Origin of the sequence: Vibrio barjaei, from assembly GCF_001639065.2 — a bacterium.
Lineage (GTDB): Bacteria > Pseudomonadota > Gammaproteobacteria > Enterobacterales > Vibrionaceae > Vibrio > Vibrio barjaei.
Genome location: NZ_LQXO02000012.1, coordinates 91,270 through 109,108 on the forward strand (window position 1 = coordinate 91,270; position 17,839 = coordinate 109,108).

Consider the following 17,839-nt stretch of genomic DNA (forward strand, 5'->3'; position numbering starts at 1 on the left):
CGACCTATTTCTCACCATCATAGTCTCTACACTCAAGCTTCTAGAATGGAAAGCGCAGTAAGTAGGGAGAAGGAAGTATGAATTGGAATGTGGCACCAATGATGGCTTTGGTCATGTTGCTGCAAGGATGTGGCGCACAAAATAGCTCACAAGCCATTGAACAGAAATACACAAATCACGCCTCGAAATTTACCACTGTGGAAGGTAAACGAGTGCATTATCGAGATGAAGGACAGGGTGAGGTGGTGATTTTACTGCATGGCACTTCATCGTCACTTCACGCGTGGGAACAATGGACGCAAATCCTCAAACAAGACTATCGCGTCGTACGTATGGACTTACCGGGTTTTGGCTTGACCGGGCATCTGCCTCAAAACCAGTACGAAATCGCTGACGATATTGCTTTTTTGAGCGCTTTTATTAGAGAACTCGACATCGAACAGGCACATTTTGTTGGTAGCTCTTTAGGAGGGCGCATCGTGTGGGAGTTCAGTTTGCAACATCCAGAGCAGGTTAAAACCCTTACGTTGATAAACGCGTTAGGGTATCCGCAACAATCGTGGCCACCAGGCATTGAGATGGCCCAGTGGCCAGTCATCGATAAAATAATGGAACATGTCACTCCAAGGTTTATATTCGAGGATGGGCTTAAAGAGGTTTACTTCGACCCGCAACTCGTGGATGCGGCGTTAATTGATCGATACTACGAACTGACCACCTACCAACAAAATCGACAGGGATTTACACGTCGCGTCAAGGCATCGCTGGATGAGGACTCGGATAAGATAACGCAAGTTGCTAAGCCGACTCTTATTCTGTGGGGGAAGGAAGACCGTTACTTTCCAGCTGAAAATGCACGAAAGTTTGAGCGTGATATTCGGGGCTCTTATGCTGTGGTGTATGACGATGTGGGACATTTACCGATGGAAGAGGTCCCAGAACGATCAGCAGAGGCATTTAAACAGTTTATCTCGAAAGGTAAGCCTTAGGACTAACCTGATACCAGCGCTTGAACGCTTTATAGAAGCTGCTGGTATCTTTAAAACCAAGACGATAGCTCAACTCGGTCACGCTTGGAGGCGGGGTTTGAGTTAGCCAACGAACTGCAAACTGCTTTCTAGTATCATCAAGAATACTCTGGAAGGAGGTATGCTCTTTTTCCAGTTTGCGGTAGAGGGTTTGTCGGCTGATGTGTAATTGCTGTGCAACCTTGTCTACGCTGAGTAGTTCTCCATTTTCTAGTCCGTTTACTACTATGGTCCTGACTTGCTGCTGGACAGGTTGAGTTTTCGTTAGGGTCTCAAGATGACTTTGTGCGGTTTTTGCCATCATCGTTTTCAGATACTCACTACTTGTCACAATGGGAAGGTTGAGCCATTTCGATTCAAATATCAGCTGGTGTTCAGCACAGTTAAATTCAATGGCTTCTCCAAAGATTGGTTGATATTTATCCACATAGTTCGGAGCCAAATACCCAAACTTAGCTTTGGTTAGCGGGAAGGATTGGGCACTCAGCATTCTCGCCCACGTCACCATCGCACTCATACTACGTTCGATGGCGGCTCTAGGGTAGTTATGCAGTGATTCAATGGAGAGGGTTAAGCGGCACTGCTGCCCATCGTCTTCTACTTGCCAACTCTCCGAAGCATTCATCAGCAAAATATTACTTTGAAACGTGTTAAAGGCATCTCTTAACGTCGCGCATTGACTCACCCAACTTGCTAGTACACCTTTTGATTCAGGGGAAATGGTTCGCCCAATGATAAGTCCAATGTCGGGCGATGGATGGTGCTGTTCGAGCAGTGACCACAAGGCAACCATTTGGCTTTCTGGAAGCCGGTCCGATGGCGATAGCTTGGCGCTATTTTGAATAGCCTTTAGCGTAATAGCGTCAAGGTGATTGGATGTTTCTACCTGTTCGCGCAAAGCGGCTGGCAACAGTGGATAGGCATTTACCAAATCAATGACAGAGGCGAATGAAACGGATTTTTCGATAGAGTTATCTGCCATGAGTGTTACCAAAATTTTAAGTTATAGCTAACTAATATCGCAATTTTCCTCGTCTATCAATCTAGAGTGTTTGTAAAAAATGGTTAGTTCATAAGATGTTAGCTGATTGTGCCTATCAACCATTCTCTCAAAAAGCGGACTATGTCCTTTATTTAATTATTGTTATGGTGTTTTATATGGCTTGTTAATGATTTGGTGGTGTAGAGGGCAAATCAGTCAATGGAAATGATACGTGAGTTACGTGAACACTCTAACCAAAGCGTGGCGGCGAGATTTCGTCGTGTGGTTTCTTTGATGCGCCAACAACGCTGGATGAGATTGCGAGGTATAGAACTACGCCTGATTCTGGCACTCGCTATGCTCGCGTTCACTACATTAATCCTATCTGTGGTTACCACTTATACGTTCAATGACCTTAACCAACGTCTTATTGTTCTGAAAGAGAACAAGATCCCAGCCTTGGAGCAGGCCGCTCTGCTCAATGACAAAGTTCGATCGATCATTACCACCTCTTCTCAGCTTAGTGAAGCGGACTCGAATTTAGAGCGAAAGCAGGCCATGCAGAAGATAGAGCGTGCCATTGATGAGATGGATCAGATTATGATCCAGTTTCCGGATTATCACTCGTATTACAAAGAAATGATTGCTCAGGTCAGTAATAGCTTGAGCTTATTGCATCAAAGCGAAAACGAATCACAACAACTCAATCTAGAGCTGCGAGATTTGCTGGAAGGCTTCTACCCGCTATTGAAACAAGCCACTCAGTCACTGGACCAGTTGCCAACTGCGGCCAAAGCTCAAATTCAATACACACAGATGAAGTCGTTGCTGTACTACCAACTTGGGCTGGTGGAAAAGCTCTATAGCGATGCTAGCTTTAACGAGCTTGATTACACCACTTACCGAATTGAGCAAATTGGTCAAGAGTGGTGGACGTTATGGCAACAAAGTGGCGTGAAGTTACAGTTTCCTGAGATCGACCAAAAACTCTCGATTATTTACGACTTGTCTTCTAGCTCGAGCCGCCTGTATACCCTAAAAAACAAAGCACTGGATCACCGATATCAAGAGCAGTATTTCTTGCAGAACAGTCGCGACCATTTGAACCAGTTAACGGTGCAAATTGAATCTAATACCAATAAGGTTAATCGTAACATCGACAACTCCATCGCTGTAGTTCAACAGTCATTGCTTTCAAACCAACAGTTATCGTTAGCGCTGTCTCTGTTTAGTGTGTTAGCGGCGGTGGGTATCTCATGGTTTTATGTACGTAAAAACATTCTTGAACGACTTACGCAGCTGAAACACAACATGTTCGCTATCTCGACGGGACATTTAGATACTGAAGTGGCGATTCGTGGAAATGATGAAGTGACGCAAATGGCTAAATACCTCAAAGTGTTTCAGTCAACGGCGAAAGTAGTGAAGCAGACCAACCGACGCTTGGAAGCGGAAGTGGTGGAGCGTACGGCCGCAGAGGAAAAATTACGTATCACCCAAAACGAATTGATTCAAGCAGGGAAACTCGCGGCGTTGGGACAGCTCAGTGTCGGGATTACTCATGAAATCAATCAGCCATTAACTGCGGTTAATAGCCATGTCCGAAGTGCACAGCGGTGGCTTGAAAAAGAGCGCCCCGATAAAGCTATAACCAACCTTCAAAAAATCGAAGTGCTATTGGAGAAAGTGGCAGCAATCACCAGACACCTTAAAGCATTTGCTGGGAAAAGTGACGGTAGGCTAGAAAACGTACCGTTAAACAAGGTGGTGGAAGATGCTCTTGAACTCTTTGATAACCGAAGAGAGGGGGTATCGATTGTGTTCGAACAGCAGCCGGACTGTTTGGTTCGAGCTAACAGCATTAGATTGGAACAAGTTTTGGTGAATTTAGTCAGCAACGCCTTAGACGCTGTGGAAGGGAGCGCCGAACCACAATTAGTGGTTTCCATTTGGAGCGACACCAAAACAGTTTCAGTTTCCGTCCAAGACAATGGGAAAGGCATACCTGCCGATGAGTTACCCTATCTTTTTGACCCATTTTACTCCACTAAGCGTTCAGGTAAGGGGCTCGGACTTGGGCTCTCTATTGCATATAATATTATTCAAGATTTTGGAGGGACGATTCACGTCCAATCCGAGATTGATCAGGGCACTGAGTTTATTGTGACTCTGCAACAAGGCAATCTATCATGACACAACAAAAACACATCGTCCTCATTGACGACGAACACGACGTAGTAGAAGCAGTAAGTGAAATGCTAGAACTTGAAGGTTTCGCAGTTACGGCGTTCACTGACCCAAGAAAAGCGCTACGATCACTTACCAATAACAGTCGCTCGGTTGTGTTGTGTGACGTCAGGATGCCCTCGGTCGACGGACTGACATTGTTGAGCTCAATTCAACATCGTGCGCCACAAGTTCCGGTTTTATTGATGAGTGGTCATGGGGATATTCCGATGGCTATCGAAGCAATGAAGTTGGGGGCGTTCGACTTTATCGAAAAGCCGCTTAATGCCGATGAGGTGATCGCCAAGCTCGATTTAGCTCAGTTACAAGCGCAACAAACTCTCGTTAGTACCCAATCTCTGGAGTCGACCGACAGCGAAGCGATTGAATCCGTGATTATTGGTCAATCTAAAGCGATGGAAACCATACGTAAGCAAGTGCTCGCGCTCGCTAACACAGGGGTGGATACCATCATTAATGGTGAGACAGGAACAGGAAAAGAAGTCGTAGCAAGAGCGCTTCACCAGTTTAGTCGCCGACAAGCCAAACCATTTGTCGCTATCAACTGTGGTGGAATGACCGAGAGTATTATTGAAAGTGAGCTGTTTGGTCATGAAGCGGGGTCGTTTACCAGTGCCAATAAAAAGCGCATTGGCAAAATTGAGCAGGCTAATGGTGGTACGTTGTTTCTTGATGAAATAGAGAGTATGCCCATAGCGGTACAGATAAAACTACTGCGCGTTATTCAAGAGCGAGTCATTGAGCGTGTGGGCGGGAATGAGTTAATACCAGTGGACATTGTTGTCGTAGCGGCCAGTAAGGCAGATCTTGCAGCATTAAGTGATACTGGCGAGTTCCGCTCGGATCTTTTCTATCGCCTTAATATCGCCAGTCTTAATCTGCCGCCATTGCGTCAACGTAAAGAAGATATCCAGAGTCTATTTAGGCATTTTGTTGGCCAGGCGAGTCAGAAATACAAGACTCGACCTTCCACGATTTATTCGGAACAGATTCAACAGCTATCGCGTCATGAGTGGCCGGGTAACGTGAGGGAACTACGTAACGTTGCGGACCGTTTTGTATTAGGCATCGTTGGTGATGGCTTTGATTTGCAAACGCCAATACAAGACGCCAGTGAGACTGAGTTTGCATTTGAAAAACAGATGGAACAATACGAACGCAATGTATTGACTGAGGCGTTAATTGAATCGGCTGGCAACATAAATGATGTCTCTAGCAAATTGAACTTACCGCGTAAGACGCTCTATCGGAAAATGAAAAAGCACCACTTGGATAAGGACGATTTTAAAGTGACCTAAGGCTTGAAGAGTGATGGAGATAATGGCAAGTCGCTTAATGAGTGGTGAAGGACAATAGTGACCCAATAGCCAGTGTTCTTTGTAAGTGGAAGTTCTAATTAACTGAAATTAAATAGTTTTATTGTTTTGGCATGAAGGGTGCAAATCACGTGCTTGTGATAATTTTGTCACATCCTTCACGGTAAAATAGGGTGTAGAAAACCAACGTTTTCGTTCCTATAAACGATAAACCGTGACCACTAACAAGGATTGATTCTCGTAGAGTAACGAGATGAAAGGAGAACTAAATGAAGCACATACTCACAGCAGTGGCAGGCGTCCTGATGGCAGTAAGCTCAGCAAGTGTTTGGGCTGATGAACCCGCCAATTTGGGGCCAAGACCGGCTTATCTGGTGAATAGCATGGATGATAGCCCTCTTAAAGATAAGCTACAGAGTTGCAGTAATGGCGCGTTTGAGCGCAGTGATTTCTCTATCGGACACCGTGGTGCTGCGATGCAGTTTCCTGAACATACTAAAGAGTCTTATCTAGCTGCAATTGAGATGGGAGCGGGTGTACTGGAGTGTGATGTTACCTTCACCAAAGACAAGCAACTGGTTTGTCGTCACTCTCAAAGTGATTTGAACACAACAACCGATGTATTGGCACACCCAGATCTTGCAAAAAAATGCACCATACCTTTCCAGCCAGCTGATCCATCTACCGGTAAAGACGCACAAGTTGAGTGCCGCACATCAGACTTTACTCTGGCGGAGTTTAAGCGTTTGAAAGGCAAAATGGATGGCGCTAACCCGAAAGCGACCACTATCGAAGAATACATGCAGGGAACGCCAAGTTGGAGAACGGATCTGTATGCACAAAGTGGTACGTTAATGACCCATGCAGAGAGCGCTGCTCTGTTTAAGAAGCATGGGGTCAAAGTGACGCCGGAGCTAAAATCTGCAGCGGTTGAAATGCCGTTTGATGGCTTTAGCCAAGAAATGTACGCGCAAAAATTGATTGATGAACTCAAAGCCGCGGGTTTTGCGCCTTCCGATACCTACGTTCAGTCATTTAACCTAGATGACGTGAAATATTGGATTGCCGAGACTCCGGAGTTTGGCGAGCAAGCAGTGTATCTTGATGACCGTGTCTATGAGCAGAAAGACTTTGTTGCTTCTCTAGAGAACATGAAAGATCTGCATAAGCAGGGCGTCAATATTATCGCCCCACCGTTGTTCGCGTTAGTGCAACTTGATGACAAAGGACAAATAGTGGCATCTGATTATGCGAAACTGGCCAAGCAAGCTGATTTAGACATTATCGCTTGGACGCTGGAACGTTCTGGACCATTGAACAATGGCGGTGGATGGTACTATCAATCAGTCAAACCAGCTATCACGAAAGATGGTGACATGATGGTCATGCTAGATGTACTAGCCAAAGATGTAGGTGTGTTGGGTGTGTTTAGTGATTGGCCGGCAACAGTGACCTATTACGCTAACTGTATGGACATCGAATCGTAGATTTTTGAAGGTATAGTAAGGGCCTTCGGGCCCTTTTTTAGTGGCGTTAATCTTTGCAAAAAAAAAGTTGGGACAAAACTGACTCAAATGACGGTTTGTTTAATGGACACTTTTGACCCATTTAGCTAACGTGTTTGAGTGGTGTAATTTAACTAATTGAATAATAAGAATAAAATTGTTGGCACGTCGCATGCAATATGTGACGTGATTACAACAACAACGTGAAAATAAGGTTTGAATATGAAAATCAGTGTTAAAGGACTGTTAATCGCCACCTCGCTGCTTGCACCTTCCCTCGCTCTAGCAAATGAATGCTCTAGCCGCGGCGTACTTGACGATAGATACTGTGATGAAAACAACGATTTGGTCGCTGACTCTCCGAAAAATGCCGATGAGTGGGTTGACCCAAGTACCTTAGTATTTACCTACACTCCAGTAGAAGATCCGGCATTGTACAAAGATGCGTTTGCTGACTTCCAAGCACATTTGAGCAAGATTACTGGTAAACGCGTAATTTACTACACGGTGCACTCAAACTCTGCTCAGGTTGAAGCGATGCGTTCTGGCCGACTTCACGTCGCAGGCTTTTCGACAGGTCCTACAGGTTATGCAGTAAACTTGGCAGGCTATGTCCCGATTGCAGTAAAAGGTGACGAAGCTGGCTTCCAAGGCTACAACCTGATTACTATTGTTCGCAAAGACAGCGGTATTAACGACATGTCTGACTTAAAGGGTAAAAAGGTTGCTCACACTTCTGCTTCATCCAACTCTGGTAACCTAGCACCACGCGCACTTTTCCCTGCTGAAGGACTTGTACCTGACCAAGACTACAAAGTGCTTTATTCAGGTAAACATGACCAATCTATTCTTGGCGTCTACAACGGCGACTATGATGCCGCGCCAGTCGCGTCAGACGTCTATGACCGCATGGTTGCAGCGGGTCGTGTTGACGATTCAGAACTAAAAATCATCTACCGCAGTCCTCGCTTCCCAACTTCAGCATTTGGTTACTCTTATAACCTGAAACCAGAACTGGTTGAGAAAATCAAAGAGGCATTCTTTAGTTACCGCTTTACCCCAGAAATGAGCGCTTCGTTTAAAGGCGCTGACCGTTTCTCACCAATCACTTATCAAGAGGAGTGGGGCGTGATTCGTGATATCGCACATGCCACGGGTACGGCTTACACCAAGGCGGGTCTGAAGAAGTTGGCTGAGAAAGATGCGGCGAAGCGTGCTAAGAAGAAAGCTGCGGAACTAGCAAAGCAAGCTAGCACTCAATAACTCCCCCCTAATTTAAACCATTAGATCTTTGTTAACTATGCCCTCAAGGGTAGGGCATAGTTCATTCAAAATTTGCCTAAGACGCTGAACAATCGAGAGCGAATTAGGGTAAGCACAAGGAAAGCAGTATGGCTGTAGCAAGCTACGACGGAATCAAAATCAATAACCTATTCCATGAATATGTCGCAGGTAAGCCAATCCTAAAAGGGATCGATATTGATATCGATGAACCGGGGATTATCGCGATCATTGGCCCATCTGGTACTGGTAAAAGTACCTTACTTCGATGCATCAATCGTCTCAACGACCCAACATCCGGTGAAATCCTGTTTGAAGGAGAAGACCTAACTAAGCTAAAGGGTCAAGAGTTGAGAAAGCAGCGCCGACACATAGGTATGGTGTTCCAAGAGTACAATTTAGTTGAACGTTTAACGGTTATTGAGAACGTACTAAGCGGCCGTTTGGGGTACATGAGTGCTTGGAATGCGTGGCGACGTAAATACTCTTCAGAAGATCTTGCTAAAGCATTTGAACTGCTCAATTTTGTTGGTTTACAAGATTTTGCTAACCAGCGAGCTGATAGCCTGTCTGGTGGTCAGCGTCAACGCGTTGGTATTGCAAGAGCTGTGATGCAAGACCCTTATATTCTGCTTGCCGATGAACCGACTTCGTCTTTGGATCCAAAAACCGCTGTGGAAATCATGGAGCTGATGGAGACCTTTGCTGAGCAGAAGAATATTCCGGTGCTGGTTAATATCCACGATGTGAACCTAGCGAAGCGATTTGCAAAACGCATTATCGGCATGTGTAACGGCAAGGTACATTATGACGGCAGCCCTGAGGGAATTACCGAAGAAGATCTGAAGATCATTTACGGAGGTGAGTCATGGCTGGACTAACTCCGAATGCAAAAATCAATGTTGAAAACCCATTCAAACCGTCGTGGACAAGTCGCGCGATTGTTGTTGCGGTCGTGGCGTATCTGTTTTACAGCGTCTCGACGTTGGGTCTGACATTTGACCGATTAATCATAGGTTTTGGTGAGAGTGAACGACTGATCTCTCGTATGATTCCACCTGATTTTTCTCGCACTAACTTGTTATTGAGTGGTTTAGCGGAGAGCTTGCAGATAGCTATCATTTCGAGCTTTTTCGGCATCGTTATTTCGCTCTTTTTGGGTCTACTAGCTGCACGAAACCTGATGCCTTTAATTGTGTCCACTCCGGTGCGAGGCTTTATCGCATTATGCCGTTCGTTCCACCCAGTCATCATTGCCATCTTGTTTGTTAAAGCGGTTGGGTTTGGCGCATTGGCGGGTATTTTGACGCTGGTGTTCGCGTCAATAGGGTTCATTGCCAAGCTATTTGCTGAGGCGATTGAAGAGATTTCCTTTAAGCCTGTAGAGGCGATTAGAGCAACCGGAGCAAGTTTTGCCAGCGTGATTCTATACGCGGTAATGCCACAAGTGTTTACTCGCTTCATCGGCTTTGCCAGTTATCAGCTTGACTCCAACTTACGTAACTCAACCATGGTCGGGATCGTTGGTGCTGGTGGACTTGGTGGTACCTTGTTCTCCGCATTCCAACGCTTTGATTATGATTTCGTTGCCGCCATTCTCATCACCATTATTGCACTCATTTTGGTTGGCGAGTTCTTGTCTAATATCGTGAGGAGAATCTTCTAATGACCACAGCAGCTATTGATAAAGAGTGGCAACGCTTTACTCCCAATGAGCGAATTGCGCGTTTCGCCGTGTATTTGTGCCTCGTATCTGCCATCGTTTGGTCATGGCAAACGGTGGAAGTGATTCCAGAGTTTTTGTATGACGCGCCAGCGCAATTTGCCGACATGTTTCAGCGTATGGTGCCTTTGGATTACGCTTTCTACCCGCAAACCATTCATGCGGCGATGATAGAAACGCTGCATATCGCAACACTGGGTACACTATTTACTTTGATTATTGCAATACCTCTCGCGCTGCTTAATGCACCGAATATTACACCAAGCAAAACATTAAACTGGATTGCTCAGTTCTTCTTGGTATCTTCGCGCTCAGTGAACTCATTGGTTTGGGCGCTATTGTTTATTGCGCTGTTTGGCCCCGGTGTTCTGGCTGGCATTATGGCGATTGCGATCCGCAGCGTCGGTTTTGTAGGGAAACTGCTGTCGGAAGCCATTGCTGAAGTGAACATGGGGCCTATCGAGGCATTACGAGCGACAGGTGCGTCTTGGATGAGCGTGATTGTCAAAGGCTATTGGCCTCAAGTAATGCCCGCTTTTTATTCGATTGTGTTGTTCCGTTGGGACATCAACGTACGTGAATCTGCAGTGCTTGGCTTAGTTGGGGCTGGGGGGATCGGCGTAGTTCTTAACGATGCTCAAAACCTATTCGAATGGCAGAAAGTCTCAATGGTGTTAGTGACGATTTTCGCAGTCGTTATTATTGCTGAAGCCTTAGTCATTCACATTCGAAACAAGTTAATCTAGTTGATTTATAGCCAATAAAAAACGGCCGTTATGGCCGTTTTTTATTGCTATTAACTTTGCTTGAGCGCAATCAGTTTCTCGGCAAACTCTGCAAATCCGAAGCCACCCGGCTTAGTCATCACAAGGCTAGGCTTATGTTCTAGCTTATCCCAATAGTGCGTAATGTTGGCCACACCCACGGTGAGAGGTAAGCGCTCAAACATCAATTGATCATTAAGAGAGTCCCCTACGTAGCAGCACTGCTCATCAACCTTATGGCCCTCAATGCCTTTGCCTTTCAAGAAGCTGAGAGATGAGTGGCGTTTAGAGTGGTCACCATACCAAGCATTAATATGAATAGAACTTGCAGTAGCATGCGCACCCAAAGCATGGATTCGAGTCAGTACCTGTTGAACAATGTTCGGATCTACAGGCTCACGGTTCTGACCAATATCAATGGCAACTTCGCATAATCGATAGGATTGGTCGAGAGTTAACGCTAAATCAGGAAAATCGCTCAATATATCCAGCACTTGCTGTTTGAGTTTGGCTTGATCTGCGCGAATCTGATTCAAAGGTCGCTCGGTGGTTATTTGCAACGCGCCATCTTTCTTTTCCAACAAGAATGCACCATTTTCACCGAGTACCGCATCCACTGGCCACAACTGAGCAATATGGTCACACCATCCTGCACAAGCACCAGTCACCGCCACCACTTTGATGCCATTATCTCGCAGAGACTGTAGGGCGATGAGAGTGTCAGGAGGCAAGGAGCCATCCCACGTTAAGGTGTCATCAACATCGGTCAGAACCCAGTTGATCTGCTTCCATTCTGAAGAGAGTGGATTGGTCATACTTTCTATTCTCAATTGTACTTTTTATCGTGTTTTCAATAGTACCAAAACGGCAAAATTATGCAGTGACGTAGGTAGATTTAGCTATGCCTATATGACGTTTGAAGCGTTGGAACACACTCAAATGTCACAATGTATGTCTGGTTTTCGCCGCTTATGCCCGTTTCCCACAGTCAATGCCCGTTTTTTTGTGTGGTAAACCAAACAATCGGGCAAAAGTGGTCACTGAAAAATCTAGTGTGAGCTGGGTCGTAGTTTTTTTGGCCTTTTCGATTAATCTGTTAATAACAGCAAAGCAGTTGGTAGTAGGAAACGATGCAAGCAATTACCAGAGCGAATTTTATCTTGGGTTTAATTTCAAAGGTTGGTCAAGTTTCAGTTCAAGACCTGGCATCGGAATTAAATGTGTCGGTGGAAACAATTCGTCGAGACCTTAAAACTTTGGATAAAAAAGGTGAATTAATTCGTACTCATGGTGGCGCTATAAGTAAGCGTTATATTGATGAAGGAACGTCGTTTACTAATCGAGCCTCAAGCAATATGCAAGACAAACAAGATTTGGCTAAACAAGTTATTGAGCATATTTATGAAGGTGCCGTTATCGGTTTAGACGCTAGTTCTTCAAGTTGGCTAGTTGCTCAAGCATTACCTGATATTCGTTGTACGATTGTAACCAACTCGTTGAATAATATTAGTGTCCTATCTGGGAAAAAGAATATAACGATTATTAGCTTAGGTGGTCACTACTCAGAAAAATACAAATCATTCTATGGTTTGATTGCCAAAAATACTTTGCAGGAAATGGCGCTTGACCTGAGTGTAATCTCTTGTGTGGGCTTTGATGAACATAGTGGTGTGTGGGATTCGAATGAATACAACTACGAGATAAAAAAGACGCTCATCCAAGTGTCGAGCAAGAATATTCTTATTGCGGATAAGAATAAATACAAGAAACGAAGTTTATTAAAAATATGTAATTTTTGTGAAATCGATATATTGATTTCCAATGCGGAAATTGAAAGTGATATTCATGGTGATATGAATTCAATTTCAAATCCAAATAAGTGCATGATAACACCAATATAAAATAATTAGTTTAATCCAATAACGTGAAACAGTATCCAACATTAATTTGGAGGGTACAGTATATCTAAAGGAAAAGAAAATGACCGACGTACTAATATCCACCACGGACCGTGGATCAAAGAAAGGAAACTCTGAAGTCATACCTAAGAGTATTTTAATACCGTTTATCTTGCTTACCTCATGTTTTGCTTTATGGGGACTGGCAAACAATATGACCGACGTATTGATCGCTCAATTTAGAAAGGTCTTTACATTAACCGATATGCAATCAGGATTGGTACAAACCGCCTTTTACGGAGCCTATTTTGTACTGGCTCTTCCTGCTGCTCTTTTTATTCAACGTTATAGTTATAAAGCGGGAGTGCTACTGGGACTAGGTCTATTCGCCTGCGGAGCCATCCTGTTCTACCCGGCAGCACAAGCAATGCAATACCTACCATTTTTAATGGCGCTGTTTGTGCTTGCGGGTGGTCTATCCATCCTTGAGACCAGTGCCAATCCTTACATTATCGCGATGGGACCGGAAGAGACGGCAACACGACGTTTAAACATTGCTCAAGCCTTTAACCCTGTGGGCTCTATTACTGGGGTAGTGATCGGTAAGGTGTATATCTTATCTCAATTGAATCCGGCAACGGATGTAGAACGCGCCGCTATGAGTTCAGCAGAGTTGTCTGCGATTCAAACATCTGAGCTGAACGCAGTAATGATGCCATATCTCATGGTGGCGGCGGTGATTGTCTTTGTTTGGTTAGCGATTGCGTTCACTAAGATGCCGGCAGCAAAAGACACGGTTGCTGAGAGCGACTTAGACATGTCTATCCGCGCCACATTTGGTCGCCTGATGCAGAAAAAACACTTTGTCAAAGGCGTGATCGGTCAGTTCTTTTATGTTGGTTGTCAGATTGGCTGTTGGTCGTGGACGATTCGTTATGTGATGACTCAAGTAGGCGGCACTGAAGCGGAAGCATCCACTTACCTGTTGGTATCAATCATTACTTTTAGTGTCTTTAGATTCGTATGTGTTGGTTTAATGAAGTACATCGCACCGGAGAAACTATTAGCAGCACTCGCATTGGTAGCCTCTGTTCTAGTGCTAATGCTGATGACCGTTGGTGGCGTGGTTGGTGCTTACGCTTTAGTTGGTATCTCAGCATGTATGTCATTGATGTTCCCAACCATCTTCGGTCTATCACTTCGTGACCTTGGCAGTGATTCAAAATTCGGAGGTAGCTGTCTGATTATGGCTATCTTAGGTGGCGCAGTACTCACCGCCATTATGGGACAAATCTCAGATTCGATGGGTATTCAAGCTGCCTTCATTATCCCTCTAATTGGCTTTGCATACCTTATCTACTTCGGCCTTAACGGCTACAAAATTAAGCAGTAATTCAATTTAACGGAAACGAGAACAAAATTATGACTACAACCCTAACAAGAATTGGTATTCGTCCAACCATTGATGGTCGCCAAATGGGCGTTCGCGAGTCTCTAGAAGTTCAAACTATGAATATGGCGAAGAACCTCGCTGCTTTCATTGAAGAAAACATTAAGCATGTATGTGGCACTGCGGTTGAATGTGTAATCGCTGACAGCACGATAGGCGGTGTTGCGGAAGCAGCGGCGTGTGCAGATAAGTTTCGTCGCGAGAATGTAGGGGTTTCAATTACGGTTACACCTTGCTGGTGCTATGGTACAGAAACCATTGATATGGACCCACATATGCCAAAAGCGATTTGGGGCTTTAATGGCACAGAACGCCCAGGGGCAGTGTATTTAGCCGCGGCCATGGCTGGACATTCTCAGCTTGGTTTACCTGCTTTTTCTATCTATGGGCAAGAAGTGCAAGATGCTGATGACACATCCATTCCTCAAGATGTTCAGGATAAGATTTTACGTTTCTGTCGTGCTGGCTTAACCGTAGCAGCCATCAAAGGCAAGTCATACCTGTCCATGGGCTCGGTCTCGATGGGTATTGCAGGTTCGGTGGTCGATCCAGATTTCTTCCAACGTTATTTAGGAATGAGAAATGAATATGTCGACATGACTGAAATTAAGCGACGCTTGGATCGTGAAGTCTACGATAAAGATGAGTTTGAGTTGGCATTAGCATGGACAAAAGAAAACTGTAAAGAAGGCAAAGACTATAACGGCGAAGCGTTGCTTGAAGAGCAAAAGCAGCAAGATTGGGAAACAGTCGTTAAGATGACGATGATCATGCGCGATCTCATGATAGGTAACCCTAAACTAGCGCAGTTAGGCTTTGGCGAAGAAGCAATGGGACACAACGCCGTAGTGGGCGGCTTCCAAGGTCAACGCCACTGGACTGATCATTTGCCAAACGGTGACTTTAGCGAAGCGATCCTTAACTCGTCTTTTGACTGGAATGGACTTCGTGAACCGTTTGCTCTAGCTACAGAGAACGACAGTTTGAACGGCGTAAACATGCTGTTTGGCAAGATGCTTACCGGTCAAGCTCAGGTTTTTTGCGATGTTCGAACCTATTGGTCTGATAGTGCGGTAGAACGAGTGAGTGGCTACAAACCAGAATCTGGTTTCATTCACCTTGTTAACTCCGGTTCCGCTGCGTTAGACGGCAGTGGCGAAGCAAAAGATGAGCAAGGCAAACCTGTTATCAAGCCTCATTGGGATATGACGGTTGAAGATGCGCAACAATGCCTAGATGCTACTCAATGGCCGCCTGCAATAAGTGAATACTTCCGTGGAGGCGGTTTCTCTTCGAACTTCCTAACACATGGTGACATGCCATTCACTATGCACAGAATCAATCTCATTAAGGGTGTTGGCCCTGTGTTACAAATTGCTGAAGGGCACTCCATCACGCTTCCTGAAAATGTTCACAATACGTTGAATGAGCGTACCAACCCAACATGGCCAACGACGTGGTTTGTTCCAAGACTCACTGGCACTGGTGCATTTAGAGACGTGTACTCGGTCATGGCTAATTGGGGTGCGAACCACTGCGTTATCACTCATGGTCATATCGGGGCGGATCTCATTACCTTAGCTTCCATGCTACGTATTCCGGTGTCTATGCATAACGTTGAGTCGAGCGAGATTTTCCGCCCGCATACTTGGAGCGCATTTGGTCAGGATGCGGAAGGTCAAGACTACCGAGCTTGTGCCAACTTTGGCCCTCTATATAAGTAACTAGGTAAGGCGGGGAAACCCGCCTATAGGATCGCGTTATGTCAGTAGTAATAGTTTTGGATTGTGGCGCTACCAATATTAGAGCCATTGCCGTCTCCGATAACGGACAAATACTCGCGTCGCACTACATCAAAAACAACACTCAGTTATCGGGTTCTGAAAACCAATACCATGTGTGGGATTTTGCAGAGATATGGAGCAAGCTGGTCAGGTGCTGCGCCGCGGTTACTAGCCAATTGAATGCAGAGCAGATAGTGGCGGTGACAGTAACAACGTTCGGGGTTGATGGTGCACCGTATTCGAAAAGCGCTCAACAAATATATCCAATTATTTCTTGGAAATGTCCGAGAACGGTACCTGTGATGTCGCAAGTAGAGACAGAGACCGACAGACTAGCCCTATACCAAAGTAATGGGGTTGGCGACTACAGCTTCAATACGCTCTACAAGCTTCGTTGGCTTAAAGATAACGAGCCGAAGATCTATCAATCGATGGACAAGTTTGTGTTCATTTCCTCGATGCTAACTCACAAGTTAACCGGAGAACTGACCACAGATCGAACCATGGCTGGTACCTCAATGCTAACAAGTCTAGGTGATGGTAGTTGGGATGATAAGACATTGTCATACCTAGATTTAAGTGCTGAGCACTTTCCGAACCTAATAGATGCCGGTTGTCAGGTTGGGTTGGTACTCGATGAGGTGGCTGAGCTGTTGGGATTACCAAAGTCGACTCCAGTCGTTTCTACCGGACATGATACTCAGTTTGCGTTAATTGGTTCTGGTGCTGAACAAGACCAAGCGTTTTTAAGTTCAGGTACATGGGAAATTCTCATGGCTCGTTCGTCGAAGCCCAAGGTGGATAGAGACTCTCTTGAAAAAGGATTAACAGTCGAATTGGATGCGGTTCAAGGGGTATACAACCCGGCTATCCAATGGTTGTCCAGCGCTGTTATTGAGTGGGTTGTTAACCACTTTTATCAAGCGGAAAAAGACAGCAGCGAACTTTATCAGATCATGATTTCAGAAGCTGAGTCCGCCGGCCCTGGAGCAGGGAATGTTCGCTTTAATCCAGATTTTTCTGTTGACGCTGGAGGACAAGGTAACGGTGCTATTGAAGGTTTGTCTATTCACACCACGAGAGGGCAGGTTACCCGAGCTGTTTTTGAAGGGTTAAGTCTGCAGTTCAAACGTAACTTTGATTACCTTGCAGAGCGTTGCCATTTAGGAAGTTTACCCGTTATTGCCGTAGGTGGAGGGACAAAGAATACGCTCTGGAACCAACTGCGTGCCGATGCCATTCAAAAGCCACTATTAATCGTCGACCAAGCAGAGGCGACGGTAACTGGAGCTGCAATGGTGGCGTTTTACGGTGTTGGTCATTTTAACTCGTTATCTGAGGCTCAAAATGCCATGAAATCGCCGACAACGAGAGTCGAACCACGTAATCACGTAATGAGCACAAAGAAGGAGCCAGAATATGCTTAAAGGAATTCATCCGGCGCTATCTCCGCAGTTAATTGCAACATTAGCAGGCATGGGACACGGAGACGAAATCTTACTTGCAGACGCACATTTTCCGGCTGCGAGCTTTAATTCCAACGTTATTAGGGCTGATGGTATTCGAGTTAGCACGCTACTAAGCGGCATCATCCCACTATTTGAATTGGACCAATATGTTCAGCAGCCCTTGGCGATGATGCAGGCTGTTGAAGGCGATACGCTAGATCCTTCGGTTGAGGATCGCTATCTAACCGCAATAAACACTAACAACATTGATGCAACCATGATTGAGCGTATCGAACGATTTGCTTTTTATGAACGCGTGAGAAGTTGCACCGCCGTTGTCGTTACAGGCGAAACGGCAAAATACGGCAACATCATTCTCAAGAAAGGCGTAACAGAATTTAAGGAACTATAAG

The 17,839-nt window shown here is 45.2% G+C and carries 15 protein-coding genes; 13 read left to right on the top strand and 2 right to left on the bottom strand.

Annotation, left to right across the window (positions count from 1 at the left end; genetic code table 11):
• Positions 1-77: 77 nt before the first annotated feature.
• The gene (locus AWH66_RS06835) at positions 78-989 is read left to right on the top strand and encodes an alpha/beta fold hydrolase (RefSeq protein ID WP_063605567.1); all 912 of its coding nucleotides are present in this window, start codon (positions 78-80) and stop codon (positions 987-989) included.
• Here AWH66_RS06835 and AWH66_RS06840 read toward each other — a convergent pair.
• On the bottom strand, positions 967-2,010 hold the full coding sequence (locus AWH66_RS06840) for an AraC family transcriptional regulator (RefSeq protein ID WP_063605566.1): 1,044 nt from the start codon (positions 2,008-2,010) through the stop codon (positions 967-969). The genes AWH66_RS06835 and AWH66_RS06840 overlap by 23 nt on opposite strands.
• Positions 2,011-2,304: 294 nt before the next feature.
• Between AWH66_RS06840 and AWH66_RS06845 the strand changes: the two genes are divergently transcribed.
• The 7 genes from AWH66_RS06845 (at position 2,305) to phnE (AWH66_RS06875) (ending at position 10,828) form a co-directional block, all read left to right on the top strand.
• Positions 2,305-4,203: a sensor histidine kinase gene (locus tag AWH66_RS06845; protein ID WP_420882858.1), complete on the top strand. Its 1,899-nt coding sequence runs from the start codon at positions 2,305-2,307 to the stop codon at positions 4,201-4,203.
• Positions 4,200-5,555, top strand: coding sequence for a sigma-54-dependent transcriptional regulator (locus AWH66_RS06850; RefSeq protein WP_063605564.1), 1,356 nt, complete (start codon positions 4,200-4,202; stop codon positions 5,553-5,555). The genes AWH66_RS06845 and AWH66_RS06850 overlap by 4 nt, the downstream gene beginning before the upstream one ends.
• A gap of 287 nt (positions 5,556-5,842) precedes the next feature.
• Entirely contained in the window at positions 5,843-7,060 is a 1,218-nt protein-coding gene (locus tag AWH66_RS06855) for a glycerophosphodiester phosphodiesterase family protein (RefSeq protein ID WP_063605563.1), read from the top strand.
• A gap of 240 nt (positions 7,061-7,300) precedes the next feature.
• On the top strand, positions 7,301-8,341 hold the full coding sequence (gene phnD / locus AWH66_RS06860; RefSeq protein WP_063605562.1) for a phosphate/phosphite/phosphonate ABC transporter substrate-binding protein: 1,041 nt from the start codon (positions 7,301-7,303) through the stop codon (positions 8,339-8,341).
• A gap of 128 nt (positions 8,342-8,469) precedes the next feature.
• On the top strand, positions 8,470-9,240 hold the full coding sequence (phnC, locus tag AWH66_RS06865) for a phosphonate ABC transporter ATP-binding protein (RefSeq protein ID WP_006071560.1): 771 nt from the start codon (positions 8,470-8,472) through the stop codon (positions 9,238-9,240).
• Complete coding sequence (gene phnE / locus AWH66_RS06870) at positions 9,228-10,025, top strand: phosphonate ABC transporter, permease protein PhnE (RefSeq protein ID WP_006071561.1); 798 nt, start codon at positions 9,228-9,230, stop codon at positions 10,023-10,025. Before phnC ends, phnE (AWH66_RS06870) begins: the two co-directional genes overlap by 13 nt.
• Complete coding sequence (gene phnE, locus AWH66_RS06875; RefSeq protein ID WP_063605561.1) at positions 10,025-10,828, top strand: phosphonate ABC transporter, permease protein PhnE; 804 nt, start codon at positions 10,025-10,027, stop codon at positions 10,826-10,828. Before phnE (AWH66_RS06870) ends, phnE (AWH66_RS06875) begins: the two co-directional genes overlap by 1 nt.
• A gap of 50 nt (positions 10,829-10,878) precedes the next feature.
• On the opposite strand, the gene AWH66_RS06880 is transcribed toward phnE (AWH66_RS06875), so the two are convergent.
• Positions 10,879-11,661, bottom strand: coding sequence for an HAD-IIB family hydrolase (locus AWH66_RS06880; protein WP_063605560.1), 783 nt, complete (start codon positions 11,659-11,661; stop codon positions 10,879-10,881).
• A gap of 315 nt (positions 11,662-11,976) precedes the next feature.
• Between AWH66_RS06880 and AWH66_RS06885 the strand changes: the two genes are divergently transcribed.
• The 5 genes from AWH66_RS06885 to fucU all read left to right on the top strand — a co-directional run bounded on the left by AWH66_RS06885 (position 11,977) and on the right by fucU (position 17,838).
• Positions 11,977-12,747, top strand: a complete 771-nt coding sequence (locus AWH66_RS06885) for a DeoR/GlpR family DNA-binding transcription regulator (RefSeq protein WP_063605559.1) — start codon at positions 11,977-11,979, stop codon at positions 12,745-12,747.
• A 79-nt stretch (positions 12,748-12,826) separates the two neighbouring features.
• Positions 12,827-14,137 carry an L-fucose:H+ symporter permease gene (gene fucP, locus AWH66_RS06890; RefSeq protein ID WP_006071565.1) on the top strand — a complete coding sequence of 437 codons (1,311 nt, stop codon included), beginning with the start codon at positions 12,827-12,829 and terminating at the stop codon, positions 14,135-14,137.
• 29 nt (positions 14,138-14,166) lie between these two features.
• Positions 14,167-15,918 carry an L-fucose isomerase gene (gene fucI, locus AWH66_RS06895; protein WP_062460847.1) on the top strand — a complete coding sequence of 584 codons (1,752 nt, stop codon included), beginning with the start codon at positions 14,167-14,169 and terminating at the stop codon, positions 15,916-15,918.
• Between the two features lie 38 nt (positions 15,919-15,956).
• Positions 15,957-17,405, top strand: coding sequence for an L-fuculokinase (fucK, locus tag AWH66_RS06900; protein ID WP_063605558.1), 1,449 nt, complete (start codon positions 15,957-15,959; stop codon positions 17,403-17,405).
• The gene (fucU, locus tag AWH66_RS06905; protein ID WP_038228073.1) at positions 17,398-17,838 is read left to right on the top strand and encodes an L-fucose mutarotase; all 441 of its coding nucleotides are present in this window, start codon (positions 17,398-17,400) and stop codon (positions 17,836-17,838) included. The genes fucK and fucU overlap by 8 nt, the downstream gene beginning before the upstream one ends.
• Position 17,839: the final 1 nt, after the last annotated feature.